Below are 18,634 nucleotides of genomic sequence, written 5' to 3'. Positions count from 1 at the left end.
CGCGGCTAACCCACCCTACAAAAGCTAAAAATCGCAAGCATTAAAAAGGGCTCCCGAAGGAGCCCTGGGCTCTCGCCCGCCGCCCGGATGGGGCGCGCTTGGTAAACCTGAAGTCGGGCTCCTTAACTAGCCGACTGCGTTGAGTTCGTTAAGTCGATGAAGACCGGCGGCTCCGGTCATGCCGTCCCAGTTATCGCCGCGACCTTCTCGCCAGCCATTTATCCAGGCCTGACGGACGGACGGAAGAGTGAAAGGACACAGTTCGCGGGATTTACCATGTACGCCGTATTGATAACCGCGCAGAAAAGCTCGTTCTAAAGGATCACGCTTAAGTCTTCTCATAGGGTGTTGCCCTCACTTGTTGACTGTTATGTCCTGTTAGCCCCGAGTCGAGGCCTGGTAGATGGCCTCTACCAGAGCGGCCCGTTGCCGGCGTTACGGGCCTCCTGCCATGACCGTTGCGGTCATGACCTGAGTTGATTTCTAACCAATGCGACCTCCCGTGGGAACGATCAATTTGTCATAAGGACGTAACGATTATCAGGGTCAGGCCATAAGGGCATAGGCGATGGTGGCGGCCAACTCCATCCAGCCCCCGACATTAGGGCCTTCCCAACGGCTGGAGCGCTTCGCTGGAACATAGGAATACTTCGTATTTATTCCGACGAAGGGGGGCAAATGCGGCGTTTTGTCACTCATGGCCGGTAATCCGATCGCGCAACATTCGCCCTTTGTTGGCAAGCGGCCCTAAGCTTGGCGTGTTGCTAGGTTCTTTAGCGGTGTTTAACGCTGGTCCCGGTTGAACCGGGTTCGGCTTTCGTCCGGCGAATATTTGTCGGCGAGCGACAGGTCATGTCGCGCAATCGCGGGTGGACCGCGATTGTTCAACCCGGGCTGCGTCCGTCACTGGCGCGCCATTACTTGCCATATGGCACTGGATATCTGCATGTCGGACCAATTCGAACTGTTTCTCACCTGCCCCAAAGGCTTGGAAGGCCTACTGGCCGAAGAGGCCGCCGGGCTAGGGCTGGAGGCAGTGCGCGAACACACCTCGGCTGTTCGCGGCTTTGCCAGCATGGAGACGGCCTATCGCCTGTGCTTGTGGTCGCGCCTGGCCAACCGCGTCTTGCTGGTGCTCAAGCGTTTCAGCATGGCCAATGCCGAGGACCTGTACGACAACGTTCTGGCGGTCGACTGGCAGGATCATCTGCTCGCCAACGGCACGTTGGCGGTGGAGTTCAGCGGCCAGGGCTCGGGCATCGACAACACCCACTTCGGCGCCTTGAAGGTCAAGGATGCGATCGTCGACAAGCTGCGCAGTGACAGCGGCGAGCGGCCGTCGATCGATAAGATCAATCCCGATATGCGCGTGCATCTGCGCCTGGATCGCGGTGAAGCGATTTTGTCCCTCGATCTGTCCGGACACAGCCTGCACCAGCGCGGTTATCGCCTGCAGCAAGGCGCGGCGCCGCTGAAAGAGAACCTCGCCGCGGCGATCCTGATCCGCTCCGGTTGGCCGCGCATCGCCGCAGCCGGTGGAGCGCTGGCGGACCCGATGTGTGGGGTCGGTACCTTCCTGGTGGAGGCGGCGATGATGGCCGCCGACATCGCTCCCAACCTCAAGCGCGAGCGCTGGGGTTTCTCCAGCTGGCTCGGCCATGTGCCGGCGCTATGGAAGAAGTTGCACAGCGAAGCCGAGGCGCGTGCCGAAGCCGGCCTGGCCAAGCCGCCGTTGTGGATTCGCGGTTACGAGGCCGATCCGCGCCTGATCCAGCCGGGCCGCAACAATATCGAACGTGCCGGGTTGTCCGACTGGATCAAGATCTATCAGGGTGAGTTGGCGACCTTTGCGCCGCGTCCCGATCAGAATCAGACCGGTCTGGTGATCAGCAACCCGCCTTATGGCGAGCGTCTCGGCGATGAGGCGAGCTTGCTGTACCTCTACCAGAACCTCGGCGAGCGCCTGCGCCAGGCCTGCTTGAACTGGGAGGCGGCGGTGTTCACCGGCGCGCCGGAGCTGGGCAAGCGCATGGGCATCCGCAGTCACAAGCAGTACGCCTTCTGGAACGGTGCGCTGCCGTGCAAGTTGCTGCTGATCCAGGTCCAGCCGGAACAGTTCGTCACCGGCGAGCGCCGCACTCCCGAACAACGTGAGCGCGAGCGCGAACAGACCGAGCTGAGCCGTGCGCTGGCCCCGGTGGAGCAAGCGCGTCTGAGCGAAGGCGGGCAAATGTTCGCCAATCGCCTGCAGAAAAACCTGAAGGCCTTGGGCAAGTGGGCGCGCCGCGAAGGCGTGGAATGCTATCGCTTGTACGATGCCGACATGCCGGAGTACGCCCTGGCGATCGACCTGTATCGCGACTGGGTGCACGTGCAGGAGTACGCGCCGCCGCGCTCCATCGACCCGGAAAAAGCCCAGGCGCGTCTGCTCGATGCGCTGGCGGCGATCCCGCAGACGCTCGGCGTCGATACCAGTAAGGTGATCGTCAAACGCCGCGAGCGGCAGACCGGCATCAAGCAATACGAGCGGCAGAGCGCACAGGGGCAGTTCCTTGAGGTCGACGAGAGTGGCGTGAAGCTGTTGGTGAACTTGACCGACTACCTGGATACCGGCCTGTTCCTCGATCACCGCCCACTGCGCCTGCGCATCCAGCGCGAGGCGGCGGGAAAACGCTTCCTCAACCTGTATTGCTATACCGCCACCGCCACCGTGCATGCCGCCAAAGGTGGTGCGCGCAGCACCACCAGCGTCGACCTGTCGAAGACCTATCTCGATTGGGCGCGCCGCAATCTGGCGTTGAACGGCTTTTCCGACAAGCAGCGCTTGGAGCAGGGCGACGTGATGAACTGGCTGGCGGAGGACCGTGACGAATACGATCTGGTGTTCATCGATCCGCCGACCTTTTCCAATTCCAAGCGTATGGAAGGGGTGTTCGACGTGCAGCGCGATCACGTGCAGTTGCTCGACCTGGCCATGGCCCGGCTGGCCAAGGGCGGCGTGCTGTATTTCTCCAACAACTTCCGCAAGTTCCAGCTCGATGAAGGGCTGAGCGCGCGTTATGCGATCGAGGAAATCAGCCCGACCACCATCGATCCGGACTTCGCCCGCAATCCGAAGATTCACCGCGCCTGGCGAGTTATGGCGAAATAGCCCACCGATGTAGGAGCGAATTCATGCGTGATGTCTGTGCAGGCTTTCGTGAATGAATTCGCTCCTACAACGTTTGCAAATGCCCAAAACGAAAACGCCGCCCAGTGGGCGGCGTTTTTTATGGCGCGGCGTCAGCGTTGCGCGGTGTTGCCGGCCAGCTTCGGCTGGCGATACAGGTCGACCAGCACCTGATCGAGGATCGACGAAGCGCCCCAGGGCCGTTGATCGTTGAGGATCGCCACCACCGCCCAGGTGTTGCCATTGATGTCGCGGCTATAGCCGGCAATCGCCCGCACGGTATTCAGGGTGCCGGTCTTGATATGCGCTTCACCGGTCAGGGCGCTGCGCTTGAGACGTTTGCGCATGGTGCCGTCCATTCCCACCAACGGCAGCGAGCTGATGAATTCGGCGGCGTACGGGCCTTTCCAGGCTGCCTGCAGGATGATCGCCAACTCCCGCGCGCTGACCCGTTCGGCACGCGACAGGCCCGAGCCGTTTTCCATGACCAGATGCGGCGCGGTGATGCCTTTTTTCGCCAGCCACTGACGAATCACCCGTTGCGCGGCCTTGGCATCGTCGCCATCGGCTTCGTTGCGGAACTGCGCACCGAGGCTCAGGAACAGTTGGCGAGCCATGGTGTTGTTACTGTACTTGTTGATGTCGCGGATGATTTCCACCAGATCCGGCGAGTAGGCGCGGGCTAGCAGGCGGGCGCTTTTCGGTACGCCATCGATACGGTCTTTACCGAGAATTTTGCCGCCCAGTTCCTGCCAGATCGCCCGCACGGCACCGGCCGCGTAGGCCGGATGATCGAGCAAGGACAGGTAGGATTGCGCGCTGCAACCCTCGGCGAGCTTGCCGGTAACCACCAGCGTGGTGCCGTCGGATTGAGTGACCGGATTGAAGCGCACGTCCGGCCAGCCCGGACATTTGGCCGCGGGCAGGGCTTTGACCTGGTTGTCGATCCGCACGTTGGTCAGCGGCGGGTCCATGGCCACACTGACTTTGCCGCCGTCGGTGCGGGTAATCATGCGCACCGCTTTTAGATTGATCAGCAGCGAGTCGGGACCGACCAGAAACGGTTTGTTCTTGTCATTGCCGTCGTCATTGAAGGTCGGCAGCTGCGGCTGCACGAAGTGGCTGCGGTCGAGCACCAGGTCGCCGTTGACTTGCTGAACGCCGTTGGCGCGCAGATCGCGCATCAGCAGCCAGAGCTTCTCCATGTTCAGCTTGGGATCGCCGCCGCCCTTGAGATACAGGTTGCCGTTCAGCACGCCATTCTTCAGTTGGCCATCGGTGTAGAACTCGGTTCGCCACTGATAGGTTGGGCCGAGCATTTCCAGGGCGGCGTAGGTGGTGATCAGCTTCATGGTCGAGGCCGGATTCACCGACACATCGGGATTGACCATGTTTGTATTGCCAGGCCCGGTGAGCGGTATGGTCACCAGCGACAGGGAGTTGTTGCTGATCTTGTTTTTCTTCAGCGCCTGTTGAACGGCGGGCGGAAGTCCGGAGTTGGTGGCGGCGTAAAGGGGCAGGGCGATGGGCAGAAGCAAACTGGCGATGGCCAGGCGGCGAAACATTTTGATCATTGGGCAAGACCCTGCAGGCAAGGGCAAAAAGAAAAAGATGACATGGTGAACACTCTCGCGGGTGATTTGCGAGGTGGTCGACATTATGCCCGAAGCCTCGCGCGGATGGGTTTGCTGTGCAATCGCTGCGGTAAAAAATTCCCCGGTGGGCAACGTCTCACGACCGCGAGCCGCCTTGTCAGTCCATGACGCTGGGCGGTTCTCCTACTGGGAAGCGGACGAAGCTGCTAAAGTGCCGCGCGTTATTACTTTTGAGGATCCATCCATGGCGACTAACCGTTCCCGCCGTCTGCGCAAAAAACTCTGCGTAGGTGAGTTTCAGGAGCTGGGGTTCGAACTGAACCTGAATCTGAAAGACGACCTTACCGATGAAGCGGTCGATGCTTTCGTCGAGCAGTTTCTGAATGAGGCCATCGCGGCCAACGGCCTGGATTATGTCGGTGGCGATGACTACGGCCTGGTTTGCCTGGCCACCCGTGGCTCGGTCAACGAGGAACAACGCGTTGCTTGCGAGTCCTGGTTGAAGGGCCGCAAGGAGCTGGCGGATTACACCATCAGCCCGCTGATCGACGTCTGGCACCCGGAAACCCCGATCAACCAGGCGTAATGCTTTATCTGGGCACGTGCAATGCGTGCCCAGTGCTTCTCCCCGCTGTACCTCCGCTTAGAACCTGCTTACGATCTCCTGTCCGTCGGCCATACCGCGTTAAAAACAGGCTCGGAATGCTCATTTACAGCGCGTAAACTCCGCTTCCTCGCCTGTTTTTGCCTTGTCTGGCTCTAGTCCAAAAGATCGTAAACAGGTTCTTACTCCGTCGATACCGGCTTTGCAGTCCGATCCAGTCGTTGCTGCAGCGCATGAATCAGCAGCGCCACCAGCGTCGCCAGCGCCACTCCCAGCAGGGAGTTGAACAGGCGGACCTGGGCCAGGTGCCAGTCTTTGGCCAGGCTTTCCGACAGTAGAACGAAGCACAAGGTGTTCTGCATCACGTACAGCGCATAGTGGTGGGACTGGAATGCCCGGCTGAAGAAAATCAGCGGCAGCATGGCCGCCACCATCAGCGGCGGGCTTTGCAGGCTGTGGGCGGCGAGGATCAGCAGAGCCGCCGCGCCCAGATTAGCCATGCCGGCTTGCATGGCGCGCACCACACTGCCGCGAAACTCCAGTTGCAGGGTGCAGACCACCGCCAGGGTCAGCCAGTAACCGCGCGAAAGCTCGGCGAGCTGGACGGTCAGGCCGGCCAGGGCGAACGCCAGCGTGCAGCCCAGCGCATGCAGGCGCCACTGCTGTTCCGGCAGGCGCCGGGCATGACGGCGCAACACTTTGAGCAGGCTGATAAAGCGCGGCATGCGCGGCCACATGCGCAGGCCATGAAGGCCGCGCAGGCCGAATGACAGCAGCATCACCCACAAGCCGCCGAGGATGAACAGCACCGCCACCGCGGCCGGATTGTGCAGATTACCCAGGCCGAACTGGCCCTGTCCGAGCGACAGGCACACCGCCAGCCCGACGCCCAGCTTGCCGGCTTCGATGCCGAAGCGTTGCAGCCAGGCGAGATTCAATCCGAACGCGGCGAACAGTCCCAGGCTCAACAGCGGGTGGCTGGCCGCCCAGAACCCCAGTCCGGCGCTCAGTGCACCCAATACCGTGAGCAACAACATGCGCAGCATGCCGAAGCGGTGCAACGCGTAAGCCTGGGCGGCCTGGAAAGCGCCCGTGGCGGCCCACAGAAAGCCTGAATGTTCGGTAAACAGGCCAAGCAGCAGCGGCAGCAGGCAACCAAGCGCCGCAACGACCGCCGAACCCCAGGCTGGCGGCCCAGCGTGCCAACTCACGGCTTGCTGCAGGACTCGTTTCATGGCGTTACACAGGGCTCGAGCGGCCGGTCATCTCGCGGGCCATTTCGGTCGCATAGCTGTCGGTCATCCCGGCGATGAAGTCGATGACCCGCAGAAAGGCGCGATGCAGCGACCAGTCTGGCTGCGGCGCGTAATGGCCGAGCAAGTCGAGAATCCGCCGGTTCTTGAACGACGGCGGTTTGCCGCTGTGCTGCTCAAGAGCCGCGCCGCAGAACGCGTTAAGGAGAATCTCCAGGGTCGTGTAGGCACCGATCTCATGCAGCGTCTTGCGCTTGTCCTGGAAAATTTTCTCGCGCGCCATGGCCTTGGCGCCGAGCACGCAACGCTTGGCTGGACCATGCATGTGCTCGACCAAATCGCCCTGCAGAGTTCCAGCGAGCAAGGCTGGTTGCTGTTCGACAAAGGCGCGGGCGGCAGCGTTGGTCAGATGCTCGATGGCTTTGCCGCGCAGGATCGCCAGGCGGCGGCGCCGCGAATCCTGCGGACCGAGCTGCCGGTAAGTTTCCGGCAGATCGTCGCCGACCAGGCCGAGCAGCAGGCTTTCGACTTCCGCATAGTCGAGCAGCTCCATCTCCAGGCCGTCTTCAAGGTCGATCAGGCCGTAGCAGATGTCATCCGCGGCCTCCATCAGATACACCAGCGGGTGGCGCGCCCAGCGCTGCTCGTCGAGTTTCGGCAGGCCGAGCTTGTCGGCGATCTGCTCGAGCAGCGGCAGCTCACTCTGATAGCAGCTGAACTTGTGCTTCTTGTAGCCGAGCGCTTCGGCGTGGCGGGACGTCCAGGGATATTTGAGATAGGTGCCGAGGGTGGCGTAAGTCAGCCGAGTACCGCCGTCGAACTGGTGATACTCCAGCTGGGTGAGCACTCGAAAGCCTTGGGCATTGCCTTCGAAGTTGAGGAAGTCGGCGCGCTCGGCCTCGCTCATGCCGTCCAGCCAGCCGCGCCCGGCGGCCTGTTGGAACCAATGGCGAATGGCGTCTTCACCGGAATGACCGAACGGTGGGTTGCCGATGTCGTGGGCCAGACAGGCGGACTGCACGACCATGCCCAGGTCGCTCGGCTCGCACCAGTCCGGCAGGCTGTCGCGGATCGTCTCGCCAACGCGCATACCCAGCGAGCGACCGACGCAGCTGACTTCCAGCGAATGGGTCAGACGCGTATGGATATGGTCGTTGCTGGTGACAGGGTGGACTTGAGTCTTGCGGCCCAGGCGGCGAAAAGCGCCAGAGAAAATGATGCGGTCGTGGTCTTTGTGAAAGGGGGTGCGGCCAAGTTCGTCAGAGCTATGCGCCGTTTTACCGAGCCGTTCGCGGGTGAGCAGGGTGTGCCAGTCCAAGGACGATTCTCGTCAGTCAGGGTCGATGGCCTTTAGCTTCGGTGTTCGGGCCTCATGCTGCAAGCTTTGCTGGTCGTACGACGCTCGCGGCTGCTAACGTCAGGCGCGGATTTGGCGGATTCACCACTTCGAAAAAGGAAAGGTTTGTATGGCAGGAACCAGTCTTCTCGCGCTGATCGACGATATTGCCAGCGTACTCGACGATGTTTCGCTGATGACCAAAGTGGCGGCGAAAAAGACGGCCGGAGTGCTCGGCGACGACCTCGCCCTGAATGCTCAGCAGGTGGTCGGCGTTAAAGCCGAGCGTGAATTACCGGTGGTCTGGGCGGTCGCCAAGGGCTCGTTTCGCAACAAGCTAATCTTGGTTCCGGCGGCGTTGGCGATCAGCGCCTTGGCTCCTTGGGCGGTTATCCCGCTGCTGATGCTGGGCGGTGCCTTTCTTTGTTACGAAGGCTTTGAAAAGCTTGCCCACCGCTTCCTGCATCCCGCGCAAGAGGCCGCCGAGCACGCCGAACTACGGGAGGCCGTTGCCGATCCGCAGGTTGATCTGGTGGCGCTGGAGAAGTCCAAGATCAGCGGCGCGGTGCGCACCGATTTCATTCTCTCGGCAGAAATCATCGCCATCACCCTCGGCACCGTCGCCGAGGCGCCATTCATGCAGCAGGTCATGGTCCTGGTTGGGATTGCCATCGCCATGACCATTGGCGTGTATGGAGTAGTCGCCGGCATCGTCAAACTGGACGACGGTGGCCTGTATCTCAGCCGCAAATCGGGACTGCTGCGCCAGCTGGGTGTCGGCATCCTGCATGCCGCACCGTATCTGATGAAAAGCCTGTCGGTGATCGGCACCATCGCCATGTTCATGGTCGGAGGCGGCATCCTCACCCATGGCATCGCGGTACTGCACCATGGCGTGGAGAGCGCGGCGCAGAGCATCGGCCTCCTTGCCGGCGTAGGCCCAGCGCTGGAATGGATTACCCCAGCAATTCTGAATGCCGGCATCGGCTTGGTGGCGGGCGGCCTGGTGCTGGCGCTGGTCGAGGTGACCAGCAAGCTCTGGCACATGCTGCGGCATTAAAGGCGGGCGCTCGTCGGTGCGCGGGTTGGCGCACCGGGATCGGTCTGGGATGCTATGCAGGCTCGTCTGGCGAGCATCCACTGTTCGGTTGATGGTTGTTTCGATGTCCAAGTCTGTTGTCGTTTGTCTGCTGGCTGCTGCCCTGTGTGCTGGCTGCGCCTCCAATTTCAAACCCCTGCGTGGCGAGCCTGCGGTCGTCGCGGCCAATCGGCCCGCGCCGCCGGAGGCTCCGGTGTATGGCGTGGCTAGCTACGAGCCGCCGCAGGTCTGGTTGGCCCCGCTGGCCAAACCGGATGAAGTGCAGGGCAAGGCGCGGAGTGTCCAACGTTTGCCTGAGCCTGGTCAGGAATTGCTGCTCAAGGCTGGGGAGTCGGTGGCCGCGGGCGATCAGCCCGGTATGTTGCGGCTGTTGCAAGCTGCTGCCGACGCCGGCAACAGCACCGCACATTACGAGCTGGCGCGCATTTATCAGACCGGCCAGGACCAGACGGGCCAAGGCGTCACGGTCGATTTGCCCGCCGCCCTGTCGCATCTGAGCTTGGCGGACGCCATGGGCAATCCCGAGGCCACACGCGTCCTCGCCTGGAACTACTTACTCGGCACTGGCTTGAGTGCCGACGTGGCCTATGGAACCCGGCTGATGGAGAAGGCCGCACGCCGTAATGATCGCGCCCTGCGCGAACTCAGCCTGCTGTATCTGAACGTGTACGCCCCCGGACTGAACGATTCCGCACGCGGCCTTGAGTTATTGCAACTCGCCAGCGATGCGGGTGACCTGCAAGCCGAGCGTTTGTACCGTCAGCATCAGCAGGCGACTGCGGCGCCGGGCGTGGCGGCCGAACAGCCCTACGGTGCGGAACTTGCGCCGGGGTTGGTGAGCATCGCCGATGCGGAAGCGCACGCTGACGAAACCAAGCGGGCAGCCTTGAGTGGCGACTTGCAGTCGATGTCCCGGTATGCGGAAAACGTGCTGCAGGGGCAATTCCCCTCGCTGCAACCAGAGCTGGAGTCCTACGCCTGGTTCGCCGTCGCGGCCAAACGCGGTAGCGCGCCGGCCGCCGAGCGCATCGCCGCGCTGGAGCCGGTTCGGCAAGCTAACGCGGGGCAGATCGAGGCGCTGGTCGCCGATCTAGACAGCGCTATCGCCGCACCGGTGCCGGCGCTGGAGTAGGGCGCGAGCAGTTACAACCCAGCAGCGTCGAGATCCACCAGCAGCAAGCGCTGCCCGTTATCGATAAATGGTTGAAAGCAGGCAAGCGGTTGCCCGTCGATCACGGCGTGTTCTTAATGCTGGTTCAGGCCAACCCGAGAAGAGCGGGTAATGAGAGCCGGTGAAAAACACCGGCAGCTCAAGCAGTTGGCAAGAATGTGGCCAGCTTTGCGAACGACCTTAACGAGTGTCAGGTGGCGTGGTCGGTGCCGCATCGGACTGACGGCGCAGCACCATCATCAGCATGGGATAGACCAGGGTGCCGACGCGAATCAGGCGGCGGATGCCACCACCTTTGCTGGAGAACAGCCCTAAGGCGGCAATCCCGGCCATGCTCCACAACGGTGCGCGGGGTAGGCCGAGCAGTTTTGACCAATTGGTCGCCAAGCCGCGGGCCTTGTGCAAGGGCTGTATAACCAGCTGCGACTCGTGGCGGATTTCCTGACGATGCATTTCCAGGCGCAGGCGCACCAAGGCTTTGCGCATCTCATGACGACTGGCCCGAGCGGTTTTCGGTATTTGGCTCATGGGATCAGACGCTCGCGATCGCGGGCCAGCTCTTCAAGCGTGGCTTGGAAGGGGGAGGATTCATCTTCGACGGCGGCGCGCAGGCGGATTGCGCAATAGAGGGCAGCGATACCGTAGAACACGCACAGGCCAATCATCGCGGGAATGCGGTATGGCGTATCCCACAAGGCGACGATCAGTACCGACGACAAGCCGATGATCAGCAGCAGCCCGAAAATCAACGCGAAACCGGCGAAAAGCAGTAAGCGCAGGCTGCGGGACTTCTGCTCCTGCAATTCGATGCCGAACAGTTCGACATGGCTGTGCAGCAAGCCCACCAAGGCGCCACCCAGGCGGCGAACTGAGGGCTGAGTACTACGTGGGGGAGACTCCGTTCCGTCAGCCATGTTTAGCGGCGCCCCACCAGCAAGCCGACGATAACGCCGACCGCGGCCGCCATACCCAGGGCCTGCCAAGGATGCTCAACCACATACAACTCGGTGGCATCGACGGCCGCCTGGCCGCGCTCGCGGATCCTGTCTTCGGCAAAACCGAGGGTTTCACGGGCGCGTTGCAGACCCTCTTTCATCTGATTGCGCAGCTCGGCGGCTTCGTCGCCGGCCACGCTTGCCGTTTCGTTGAGCAGTCGTTCGGTATCGTTGACCAGCGCTTCAAACTCAGCCAACAGCGGGTCTACTCCAGAGGTCGTGTTCTTGCGGGCCATACGTGCATCTCCTTGGTCATGGCGTCAGGTGTTTCGAGTTTAGTGTCTTGAGACGGTTATTGGCGGGCAGTTTTATGAAGCGCGCTACTTACCATTCGTTCTCGGCTGCGCTTAATTGAGGATACTGATGCCCAAAATAAGGTTCCGGAGCTATTCACTGTCCGCTAGTTTGGTATAGCTATTGCATCGTAGTGGTGCGAGCTCTGAGTGAATTGCCCTGCATTCGTGCGAGGTAGCAAGCACGATTACTGCTAATTCACTCAAATAAATGAAAAATAAAGAAAAGATCCAAGATTTTATTCTGCCCAGTCTTAGTGCCAATTGCATCGCAAGCGCTCGCATTTGCGGCGTCTACGTTACGTAATGGTGCATCGTAAGCTGAGCATGATCTGCTTTGGTGCTTTTCAACGCCGGAGTCATCAGCGTCGATGGAAAACCTCAACAACGTCGTGGAAACCCTGGTCCACGGATCCAACACCCTGTTCATTCTGCTGGGCGCCGTGATGGTGCTGGCCATGCATGCAGGTTTTGCCTTTCTCGAAGTCGGTACGGTGCGCCTGAAGAATCAGGTAAATGCCCTATCGAAGATCATTTCCGATTTCGCCGTTTCGGCGCTGGCGTATTTCTTCATCGGCTACTGGGTGGCCTATGGCGTGACCTTCCTGACGCCTGCTGCGACCCTGACCGCCGATCACGGCTACGCGCTGGTGAAGTGCTTCTTCCTGCTGACTTTCGCCGCCGCGATTCCGGCAATCATTTCCGGCGGGATTGCCGAGCGGGCCAAGTTCGGTCCGCAACTGTGCGCCACGCTGCTCATCGTGGCGTTCGTTTATCCGTTCTTCGAGGGGATTGTCTGGAACGGCAACTTTGGTCTGCAGAGCTGGCTGGCTGCACGCTTTGGCGCCAGCTTCCATGATTTCGCCGGTTCGGTGGTGGTACACGCCATGGGCGGCTGGCTGGCATTCGGCGCGGTGCTCTTGCTCGGCCGCCGCGATGGCCGGTACCGCGATGGCCGATTGGTGGCGTTTGCGCCGTCCAATATTCCGTTCCTGGCCTTGGGCTCGTGGATTCTGATCGTCGGCTGGTTTGGCTTCAACGTCATGAGCGCGCAGACGGTCGCCGGCATCAGCGGCCTGGTGGCGATCAACTCGCTGATGGCGATGGTTGGCGGCACGGTGGCGGCGTTGTTTGTCGGCCGCAATGACCCTGGCTTCTTGCACAACGGTCCGCTCGCTGGTCTGGTGGCGGTCTGTGCGGGTTCCGACCTGATGCACCCGGTCGGTGCATTAGCCACCGGGTTGATCGCGGGTGCGTTGTTCGTCTGGACCTTCACCGCCGCTCAGGTGAAATGGAAAGTCGACGATGTGCTCGGTGTATGGCCGCTGCACGGCCTGTGCGGAGTATGGGGTGGCATCGCCTGCGGTATTTTTGGTCAACAGGCGTTGGGTGGAATCGGCGGCGTCAGCCTGGTCAGCCAGCTGATCGGCACCGGCTTGGGCGTCTTGGTCGCGCTGCTCGGCGGGTTGGTGGTGTATGGCGTGCTCAAACTTTCGGTAGGCATTCGCTTGAGCCAGGAAGATGAGTACTACGGCGCCGATTTGTCGATCCATAAGATTGGCGCGATAAGCCACGAATGAATCGGCGTGGGGCCTGAGCATCCAATTAAAAAGCTATGCACCCGTTAAGTGTTGCGCAGTGCTTTTGTAGGGTGGGTTAGCCGCGTAGCGGCGTAACCCACCAGCGGCGCTACCTTGGACGCCGGCGTCCAGCCTGATCGGTGGGTTACGCCTACGGCTAACCCACCCTGCGAATCATCGTCCCAGGCATTGCCTACCTGGCCTGCACCTCCCAGCAGGTGACTGGGACATAGCCAATGAAAAGCCCGCCAATTGGCGGGCTTTTTTCATGCCAAGGCGATTACCACAGCGGCATGCTGTAGCTGACGATCAGGCGGTTCTCGTCGAGATCGTTGGTGAAGTTGCTGCGAGTGGTTGCGTTGCGCCACTTCAACCCGAGGTTCTTCAACGGGCCGTCCTGGAGCACATAGGCGATGTCCATGTTGCGTTCCCACTCTTTGCCGTTATTGCCGGCTGCGCCCAGGTCGACGTCGTCGCCGGTGAGGTAGCGGGTCATGAAGGTCAGGCCTGGGATGCCGAGGCCGGCGAAGTTGTAGTCGTAGCGCGCCTGCCAGGATTTCTCGTCCTTGTTGGCGAAGTCGCCGATCTGCACATAGTTCACCAGGAACGGGTCGGTACCGTTGATGTAGGCGAAACCGGTGTCGCCGCTCATCTCCTGGTAGCCGATGCCGAAGGCGTTGTAGCCCAGGGTGTAGGTGAACATGGCGTTGAGCGCCTTGTTGTCGACGTTGGTGTCGCCGTCGTCGGTGGAGCGCGCCCAGCGGATGTCGGACTTTAATGCCTGCTTGTCGGCGATCGGCAGGACATGGACCAGGTTCAGGTAGTGCTGGTTGTACAGGTCTTCCAGCGCGCCGTAGTGGTAGCTGGTCGTCAGGCTGTCGTTCCACTTGTAGCTACCGCCGGCGAAATCGAACTTGTCCGCGGTGACACCGGCCGCACCGGTGATGTTACGGCGCCCGCCGGTGGTCATCAGCATGTCCTCGTAGTCCGAGGAGTCGCGCTGGTTGTATTGCTTCAGGCGGCCGCCGTCGAAGGTCAGGCCGTCGAGTTCCAGGGAGTTCAGTGCGCCGCCGCTGAAGGTTTGCGGCAGCAGGCGGCTGTCGTTGGCCTGGACCACCGGCAGCTTGGGAATCAGGGTGCCGACTTTCAAGGTGCTCTTCGAGGCGCGCAGCTTGGCGGTCATGCCCAAGTCGCCATAGCTGTCTTCAGCCGGGCCAGTGCCGCGACCACCGCGCTGCAGCAGACCGGTTCCGGCGCGATCCTGGCTGGAATCCAGTTTGAGGCCGAGCGTACCGATGGCATCGAGGCCTACCCCAATCGATCCTTCCGTATAGCCGGACTCCAATTTCATGATGAAACCTTGCGCCCACTCCTCGGCCTTGCTCTGGGCTGGCACTGGCGTGTCTTGGCGGAAGTCGCGGTTGAAGTAGAAGTTGCGCAGCTCCAGCGTACCTTTGCTGTCTTTGATGAACTCCGCATGGGCCAGGCTGGGGAGGGCCAGGCTAGCACCCAGGGTGGCGACAGCCACGGCCTGGGCGAGAGGGGTCTTGCTCATTATTGTTGTCTCCTCGTTGATGCAGGCAGGCGGTTTGTGACCGTACTGTTACATCCGCAAATAAAGCACATGATTCTTGGCTTAGCTTTTAGACCTTAGTAGGCAAGCGTTCTGCCGAAGGTCAGCGACCCGCTGCTTAACCCCAGCGCTATTGGGGGCTTCTCCGTCGTCTGCCGGAATGACCTGCAGATCCGACTCTGGGCCCTGAAGAACATTGCTAACGCAGGCCGCCGAGCAGACGCGCCTCGCAGCTTTCAATGGCATCCAGCGGGCCGGACAGCACCACCGCATCGCCCTGATGCAGCGGCGCATGGCGAGTCAGCGGTACTTCTTCGCCCGCGCGGCGCACGGCCTGCACCTCGACGCCCAATTCTTCCAGCATCAACTCGTCGAGTTGCCGTCCGCAGGCGTAGGCGTCTTCGTTGAGGTTCACCGCATGGAGCAAAACTTTCTGCTGCCCTTGCTGATTTATCAGCTCGCTGTTTGCGCCGGGGTAATAGCCGTGCAGCAGGCGGTAGCGACTGCGGCGCACCTCGTCGACCTGGGTTTGCACTTGCTGCGGCGCCAAGCCGAGCAGGATCAGCGCGCTGGCGGCGAGCATCAGGCTCGACTCGAGGACTTCCGGCACTACTTCGGTCGCGCCGGCTGCTTGTAACTGGGGCAGGTAGGAGTCATCACGCGTGCGCACCAGAATCGCCAGTTGCGGATAGAGCAGACGGGCTCGTTGCACGATAGCCAGCGTCGCCTCGGCATCGTTGACCGCCACCACGAGCAGGCGCGCGCGGACCAGACCGACGGCTTCAAGCAGCTCGGCGCGCCGCGAATCGCCGTAGTGCACGCATGCTTCACCGGCAGCCGCTTCCTGCACGCGCACCGGATCGTCGTCGAGGGCGACATAAGGGATATTTTCGCGGCGCAGAAAGCGGCCGATTGATTGCCCGACCCGCCCATAGCCGCAGATCACCACGTGGCCGGACAACTCGCGGCTGGCCGCAGCGAGCATCTCGGCCGAGCTGTGCGGGTGCTGCTGCCGCGCCAGGCGTGTGGCCAGCTTCGGTGCGGCGCGCAAGAGCAGTGGAGTCAGGGCCATCGAGCAGAACGTTGCGGCCAGCAACACCCCGTCGCTATCGGGTGGTAACAAGCGCGTCTGCGCCGCCAGCGTCACCAGGGCAAAGAAGAACTCGCCGCCCTGTGCCAGCGCCAAGCCGCTGCGCCAAGCGCTGGTGTTGTCTGCGCCACGCAGCGTGACCAATAGCGCGACCACGCCGCCTTTGATCAACATCAAGACGAGGGTGAATGCGGCGATTTGCAGGCCGTGGCTGAGGAAGAGATGGAAGTCGATCAGCATCCCCACGCTGACGAAAAACAGCCCGAGGAGAATGTCGCGGAAGGGGCGGATATCCGCCTCGATCTGATGGCGATAATGACTTTCGCCCAGTAGCATGCCGGCCAGAAACGCACCGAGCGCCATCGACAGCCCCAACAGATGGGTCAGCCAGGCGGTCAGCAGAACCAGCACCAACGCCAGCAGTACGAACAACTCCGGCGACCGGGCGGCGGCGACCTCATGGAACAGGCGGGGCAGTATCCACCTACTCGCCAGAAACAGGCCGGCAAACAACAGCACGGCTTTGCCGAGGGTCAGCGCCAGCACTGACAGCCATTTGTCACCCGCGCCATCGGTCAGCGCCGGCAGCAGGGTCAGTAACAGCACCGCCACCAGATCCTGGAGCAACAACACGCCAATCGCGTTCTGGCCGTGGCTGCTCAGTACTTCGCCGAGGCTGCTCAGCTCCTTGGTGACAATGGCTGTCGATGACAGCGCCAAGCCGGTACCGAGCAGTAGGGCGGCCGTCAGCGAAAAATCGAAACCATAGAAAAGCAAAGCCCCCAGCGGCAGGCCGCAGGCGATTACCTGTGCGCTGCCTAAGCCAAACACCACGCTGCGCAGCGCCAGCATGCGCGGCAGGGAAAACTCCAGGCCGAGGGTGAACAGCAAGAACACCACGCCGAGTTCGGCGATGCGCGGCAGGGTCTCGCTATGGCTGACCCAGCCCAGCGCCGCCGGATTGATTAGCACGCCGACAAACAAATAACCCAGTACTGGTGGCAGATTCAGGCGCCGGAACAGCGCAATCACCACCAGCGACGAGGAAAGGATGATCAATAGAGTGGTGGACAAAGAGCATCTCCATAGCGGGTTAACAGGTCGTTGAAAAATTACCTGCGTTGCCGATCCGGCGTTAAAAACGGCCTCAAAATGCTCATTTACAACCCGTAAACTGCGCTTTTTCGGCCGTTTTTGCCTTGTCTCGGCTGCCTCGCCTACATTTTTCAACGGCCTGTTAGCGGCGCGATAATTTATCAGCGAAGCATAGCGACGATGGGTAATTCGTCCGCCATTTGTCACGGCTTGAGCGATGATAAACTGCCAGCCGGATTCTTCTACGAGGCTTATTCCATGCTCCCCGAATGCCAATTGTTCGGCACCCTGGGTTGTCATCTGTGCGAAGTGGCGGAGGCGCTGCTCATGCCCTTTGTCGAAAACGGCTTGCTGGTCGAGTTGGTCGACATCGCCGAATACGAAGAATGGGTCGAGCACTACGGCTTGCGCATTCCGGTTCTACGTCGTTGCGATACTGGTGCCGAGCTCGATTGGCCATTCGATGCCGAGCAGATGGTGAGCTTTCTTCGCTGAAACTTTCTGCACTGAAAAACAGCAGGCAATAAAAAACCCGCCGTGAAGGCGGGTTTTTTGGGGTTTTGGTCGGAGAGACAGGATTCGAACCTGCGACCTTCTCGTCCCGAACGAGACGCGCTACCAAGCTGCGCTACACTCCGAATCGGCGCCAATAATACCGAAAAACTTTTGCAGCACAAGCAGTTATGTAGATTTTTTTGTTCGCTCAAGCCTGTCCGTTTGGCGAAGAATTATTCTAAACAGGGAAGGGCAGGAGCAGGCCCAACGGTCACGAGAGCGGCAGGACGCCGGAGAAAAAACTCGTGACCGTCGGCGCGTTTCTTAGAGCTCTTTGACGGTGCGGACCTGATCTTTGTTGACCCGGGCGCGTTTGCCGTCCAACTGTTCGAATTCGTAGAAGCCAGCCTCTTCGTCGTAGTCCGGCGCATCGACTGTCTGGATCTCGCGGCCGTCATTCAACGTGATCACCGCCGGTGAGGAACAGCCGGCCAGTGCGCCAAGACCAAGCATCAGCGTGAATGCCAGAAAAGTCCGTTGAGTCATCGTTCGTCTCCTTAGCTTGAGCAGGGTGTCTACCGCTCATCTGACGAACATTCGTCACTCAGGTTCCTGCTAATTTCGCCCTTAGCTGGATTTGGAAGCGCCGTGTAGACGCTCCAGGGTATTCAGATTGGCCAGGCGCGGATCGTCCGCGGCGCATTCCACGGCGGTCGCGCCCAGCGCCAGCAGCGCCTCGCGCGGGCTGCGTTCGCCGCGTTGCCAGGCCAGCTCCAGCGAGGCGCCGAGGGCTTTGGGCAAGATGCAGAACAATGGTTGCCATTGCCCTGCTTGGCGCACCATCACCGGTAGATCCGGCCGTTGCGCGGCGCGGCTGCGCAATTGATCGAGCAATTCACGATCGATCAGCGGGCCATCACAGGGCAGCACCAGAACATGGTCATGGCGGGCGGCAGCGAGTCCTGCACGGATACCCGCCAGCGGGCCGGGGAAGCTCTCGTCGTCGTCCTGTACCAGGCGATCGGCGTACGCGCGGTAGCGGTCGGCGTTGCGGTTGCAGGAGATGATCAGGTCGTCCGTCAGGGGTCGTGCCACGGCATGCAAATGAGCAATCAGCGGTTGCCCGCGCCATTCCAGCAAACCCTTGTCGGCACCGCCCATCCGTTGGCCGCGTCCGCCGGCAAGCAACAGTATGGAACAGGCGGGTAGGGTGGGCGGGGCACTCATTTTGGGGCTCCTGAACTGGGCGGGCGGGGCTGTGATATAACACCCGCCTGCCCCTCTCA

General features: G+C 61.2%; 18 protein-coding genes and 1 tRNA gene. 6 read left to right on the top strand and 13 right to left on the bottom strand.

Annotated elements, in window-relative coordinates:
• Nucleotides 1-126 precede the first annotated feature (126 nt).
• Both rmf and NVV93_RS12575 read right to left on the bottom strand, forming a co-directional pair.
• Nucleotides 127-342 carry a ribosome modulation factor gene (gene rmf, locus NVV93_RS12580; RefSeq protein WP_258250986.1) on the bottom strand — a complete coding sequence of 72 codons (216 nt, stop codon included), beginning with the start codon at nt 340-342 and terminating at the stop codon, nt 127-129.
• A gap of 204 nt (nt 343-546) precedes the next feature.
• A complete protein-coding gene (locus NVV93_RS12575) occupies nt 547-699 on the bottom strand; it encodes a hypothetical protein (RefSeq protein WP_258250985.1) in 153 nt (50 codons plus the stop codon).
• Nucleotides 700-946: 247 nt separating this feature from the next.
• Here NVV93_RS12575 and rlmKL point away from each other — a divergent pair, with 247 nt between their 5' ends.
• Entirely contained in the window at nt 947-3,151 is a 2,205-nt protein-coding gene (rlmKL, locus tag NVV93_RS12570; protein WP_258250984.1) for a bifunctional 23S rRNA (guanine(2069)-N(7))-methyltransferase RlmK/23S rRNA (guanine(2445)-N(2))-methyltransferase RlmL, read from the top strand.
• 131 nt (nt 3,152-3,282) lie between these two features.
• On the opposite strand, the gene dacB is transcribed toward rlmKL, so the two are convergent.
• Nucleotides 3,283-4,743 carry a D-alanyl-D-alanine carboxypeptidase/D-alanyl-D-alanine-endopeptidase gene (dacB, locus tag NVV93_RS12565; protein WP_258250983.1) on the bottom strand — a complete coding sequence of 487 codons (1,461 nt, stop codon included), beginning with the start codon at nt 4,741-4,743 and terminating at the stop codon, nt 3,283-3,285.
• A 265-nt stretch (nt 4,744-5,008) separates the two neighbouring features.
• Between dacB and NVV93_RS12560 the strand changes: the two genes are divergently transcribed.
• Nucleotides 5,009-5,350 (top strand): 50S ribosome-binding protein YggL, encoded by a 342-nt coding sequence (locus tag NVV93_RS12560; protein ID WP_258250982.1) that lies wholly within the window; start codon nt 5,009-5,011, stop codon nt 5,348-5,350.
• A 200-nt stretch (nt 5,351-5,550) separates the two neighbouring features.
• Here NVV93_RS12560 and NVV93_RS12555 read toward each other — a convergent pair whose 3' ends face one another.
• Nucleotides 5,551-6,603, bottom strand: a complete 1,053-nt coding sequence (locus NVV93_RS12555; protein WP_258250981.1) for an FUSC family protein — start codon at nt 6,601-6,603, stop codon at nt 5,551-5,553.
• A 4-nt stretch (nt 6,604-6,607) separates the two neighbouring features.
• Nucleotides 6,608-7,939, bottom strand: a complete 1,332-nt coding sequence (locus NVV93_RS12550) for a deoxyguanosinetriphosphate triphosphohydrolase (RefSeq protein ID WP_258250980.1) — start codon at nt 7,937-7,939, stop codon at nt 6,608-6,610.
• A 148-nt stretch (nt 7,940-8,087) separates the two neighbouring features.
• On the opposite strand from NVV93_RS12550, the gene NVV93_RS12545 reads away from it, so the two are divergent.
• Together NVV93_RS12545 and NVV93_RS12540 are read left to right on the top strand one after the other, a co-directional pair.
• A complete protein-coding gene (locus NVV93_RS12545) occupies nt 8,088-9,017 on the top strand; it encodes a DUF808 domain-containing protein (RefSeq protein ID WP_258250979.1) in 930 nt (309 codons plus the stop codon).
• Nucleotides 9,018-9,120: 103 nt separating this feature from the next.
• Complete coding sequence (locus tag NVV93_RS12540) at nt 9,121-10,188, top strand: tetratricopeptide repeat protein (protein WP_258250978.1); 1,068 nt, start codon at nt 9,121-9,123, stop codon at nt 10,186-10,188.
• A gap of 219 nt (nt 10,189-10,407) precedes the next feature.
• Here the strand turns inward: NVV93_RS12540 and NVV93_RS12535 are convergent, their stop codons facing one another.
• The 3 genes from NVV93_RS12535 to NVV93_RS12525 are packed head-to-tail and all read right to left on the bottom strand — an operon-like array spanning nt 10,408 to nt 11,458.
• Nucleotides 10,408-10,755 (bottom strand): hypothetical protein, encoded by a 348-nt coding sequence (locus NVV93_RS12535; RefSeq protein ID WP_258250977.1) that lies wholly within the window; start codon nt 10,753-10,755, stop codon nt 10,408-10,410.
• The gene (locus NVV93_RS12530; RefSeq protein ID WP_258250976.1) at nt 10,752-11,141 is read right to left on the bottom strand and encodes a phage holin family protein; all 390 of its coding nucleotides are present in this window, start codon (nt 11,139-11,141) and stop codon (nt 10,752-10,754) included. Before NVV93_RS12530 ends, NVV93_RS12535 begins: the two co-directional genes overlap by 4 nt.
• A 2-nt stretch (nt 11,142-11,143) precedes the next feature.
• Nucleotides 11,144-11,458 (bottom strand): YqjD family protein, encoded by a 315-nt coding sequence (locus NVV93_RS12525; protein WP_258250975.1) that lies wholly within the window; start codon nt 11,456-11,458, stop codon nt 11,144-11,146.
• 428 nt (nt 11,459-11,886) lie between these two features.
• Here NVV93_RS12525 and NVV93_RS12520 point away from each other — a divergent pair, with 428 nt between their 5' ends.
• Nucleotides 11,887-13,095, top strand: a complete 1,209-nt coding sequence (locus NVV93_RS12520; protein WP_258250974.1) for an ammonium transporter — start codon at nt 11,887-11,889, stop codon at nt 13,093-13,095.
• 280 nt (nt 13,096-13,375) lie between these two features.
• Here the strand turns inward: NVV93_RS12520 and NVV93_RS12515 are convergent, their stop codons facing one another.
• The gene (locus NVV93_RS12515) at nt 13,376-14,650 is read right to left on the bottom strand and encodes an OprD family porin (RefSeq protein WP_258250973.1); all 1,275 of its coding nucleotides are present in this window, start codon (nt 14,648-14,650) and stop codon (nt 13,376-13,378) included.
• 217 nt (nt 14,651-14,867) lie between these two features.
• A complete protein-coding gene (locus tag NVV93_RS12510; protein ID WP_258250972.1) occupies nt 14,868-16,832 on the bottom strand; it encodes a monovalent cation:proton antiporter family protein in 1,965 nt (654 codons plus the stop codon).
• Between the two features lie 279 nt (nt 16,833-17,111).
• Between NVV93_RS12510 and NVV93_RS12505 the strand changes: the two genes are divergently transcribed.
• Nucleotides 17,112-17,348, top strand: a complete 237-nt coding sequence (locus NVV93_RS12505) for a glutaredoxin family protein (RefSeq protein ID WP_258254356.1) — start codon at nt 17,112-17,114, stop codon at nt 17,346-17,348.
• Between the two features lie 66 nt (nt 17,349-17,414).
• Here the strand turns inward: NVV93_RS12505 and NVV93_RS12500 are convergent.
• The 3 genes from NVV93_RS12500 to mobA all read right to left on the bottom strand — a co-directional run bounded on the left by NVV93_RS12500 (nt 17,415) and on the right by mobA (nt 18,575).
• A tRNA-Pro gene (locus tag NVV93_RS12500) sits at nt 17,415-17,491 on the bottom strand.
• A 181-nt stretch (nt 17,492-17,672) separates the two neighbouring features.
• Nucleotides 17,673-17,894, bottom strand: a complete 222-nt coding sequence (locus tag NVV93_RS12495) for a YgdI/YgdR family lipoprotein (RefSeq protein ID WP_258250971.1) — start codon at nt 17,892-17,894, stop codon at nt 17,673-17,675.
• Nucleotides 17,895-17,975: 81 nt separating this feature from the next.
• Entirely contained in the window at nt 17,976-18,575 is a 600-nt protein-coding gene (gene mobA, locus NVV93_RS12490; protein ID WP_258250970.1) for a molybdenum cofactor guanylyltransferase MobA, read from the bottom strand.
• Nucleotides 18,576-18,634 lie beyond the last annotated feature (59 nt).

The sequence above is a fragment of the Pseudomonas sp. LS44 genome (assembly GCF_024730785.1).
Lineage (GTDB): Bacteria > Pseudomonadota > Gammaproteobacteria > Pseudomonadales > Pseudomonadaceae > Aquipseudomonas.
The sequence above is the reverse complement of the archived record's forward strand: the minus strand, read 5'-3'. Positions and strand labels throughout refer to the sequence as shown.

Bases quoted from the DNA above. Each gene is read 5' to 3' on its own strand.
- NVV93_RS12545 (WP_258250979.1), top strand. From the start codon at position 8,088: ATGGCAGGAACCAGTCTTCTCGCGCTGATCGACGATATTGCCAGCGTA.
- NVV93_RS12540 (WP_258250978.1), top strand. From the start codon at position 9,121: ATGTCCAAGTCTGTTGTCGTTTGTCTGCTGGCTGCTGCCCTGTGTGCT.
- NVV93_RS12530 (WP_258250976.1), bottom strand. From the start codon at position 11,141: ATGGCTGACGGAACGGAGTCTCCCCCACGTAGTACTCAGCCCTCAGTT.
- NVV93_RS12575 (WP_258250985.1), bottom strand. From the start codon at position 699: ATGAGTGACAAAACGCCGCATTTGCCCCCCTTCGTCGGAATAAATACG.
- mobA (WP_258250970.1), bottom strand. From the start codon at position 18,575: ATGAGTGCCCCGCCCACCCTACCCGCCTGTTCCATACTGTTGCTTGCC.
- NVV93_RS12555 (WP_258250981.1), bottom strand. From the start codon at position 6,603: ATGAAACGAGTCCTGCAGCAAGCCGTGAGTTGGCACGCTGGGCCGCCA.
- NVV93_RS12525 (WP_258250975.1), bottom strand. From the start codon at position 11,458: ATGGCCCGCAAGAACACGACCTCTGGAGTAGACCCGCTGTTGGCTGAG.
- NVV93_RS12505 (WP_258254356.1), top strand. From the start codon at position 17,112: ATGCTCCCCGAATGCCAATTGTTCGGCACCCTGGGTTGTCATCTGTGC.
- NVV93_RS12520 (WP_258250974.1), top strand. From the start codon at position 11,887: ATGGAAAACCTCAACAACGTCGTGGAAACCCTGGTCCACGGATCCAAC.
- NVV93_RS12515 (WP_258250973.1), bottom strand. From the start codon at position 14,650: ATGAGCAAGACCCCTCTCGCCCAGGCCGTGGCTGTCGCCACCCTGGGT.
- NVV93_RS12535 (WP_258250977.1), bottom strand. From the start codon at position 10,755: ATGAGCCAAATACCGAAAACCGCTCGGGCCAGTCGTCATGAGATGCGC.
- dacB (WP_258250983.1), bottom strand. From the start codon at position 4,743: ATGATCAAAATGTTTCGCCGCCTGGCCATCGCCAGTTTGCTTCTGCCC.
- NVV93_RS12560 (WP_258250982.1), top strand. From the start codon at position 5,009: ATGGCGACTAACCGTTCCCGCCGTCTGCGCAAAAAACTCTGCGTAGGT.
- rmf (WP_258250986.1), bottom strand. From the start codon at position 342: ATGAGAAGACTTAAGCGTGATCCTTTAGAACGAGCTTTTCTGCGCGGT.
- NVV93_RS12495 (WP_258250971.1), bottom strand. From the start codon at position 17,894: ATGACTCAACGGACTTTTCTGGCATTCACGCTGATGCTTGGTCTTGGC.
- rlmKL (WP_258250984.1), top strand. From the start codon at position 947: ATGTCGGACCAATTCGAACTGTTTCTCACCTGCCCCAAAGGCTTGGAA.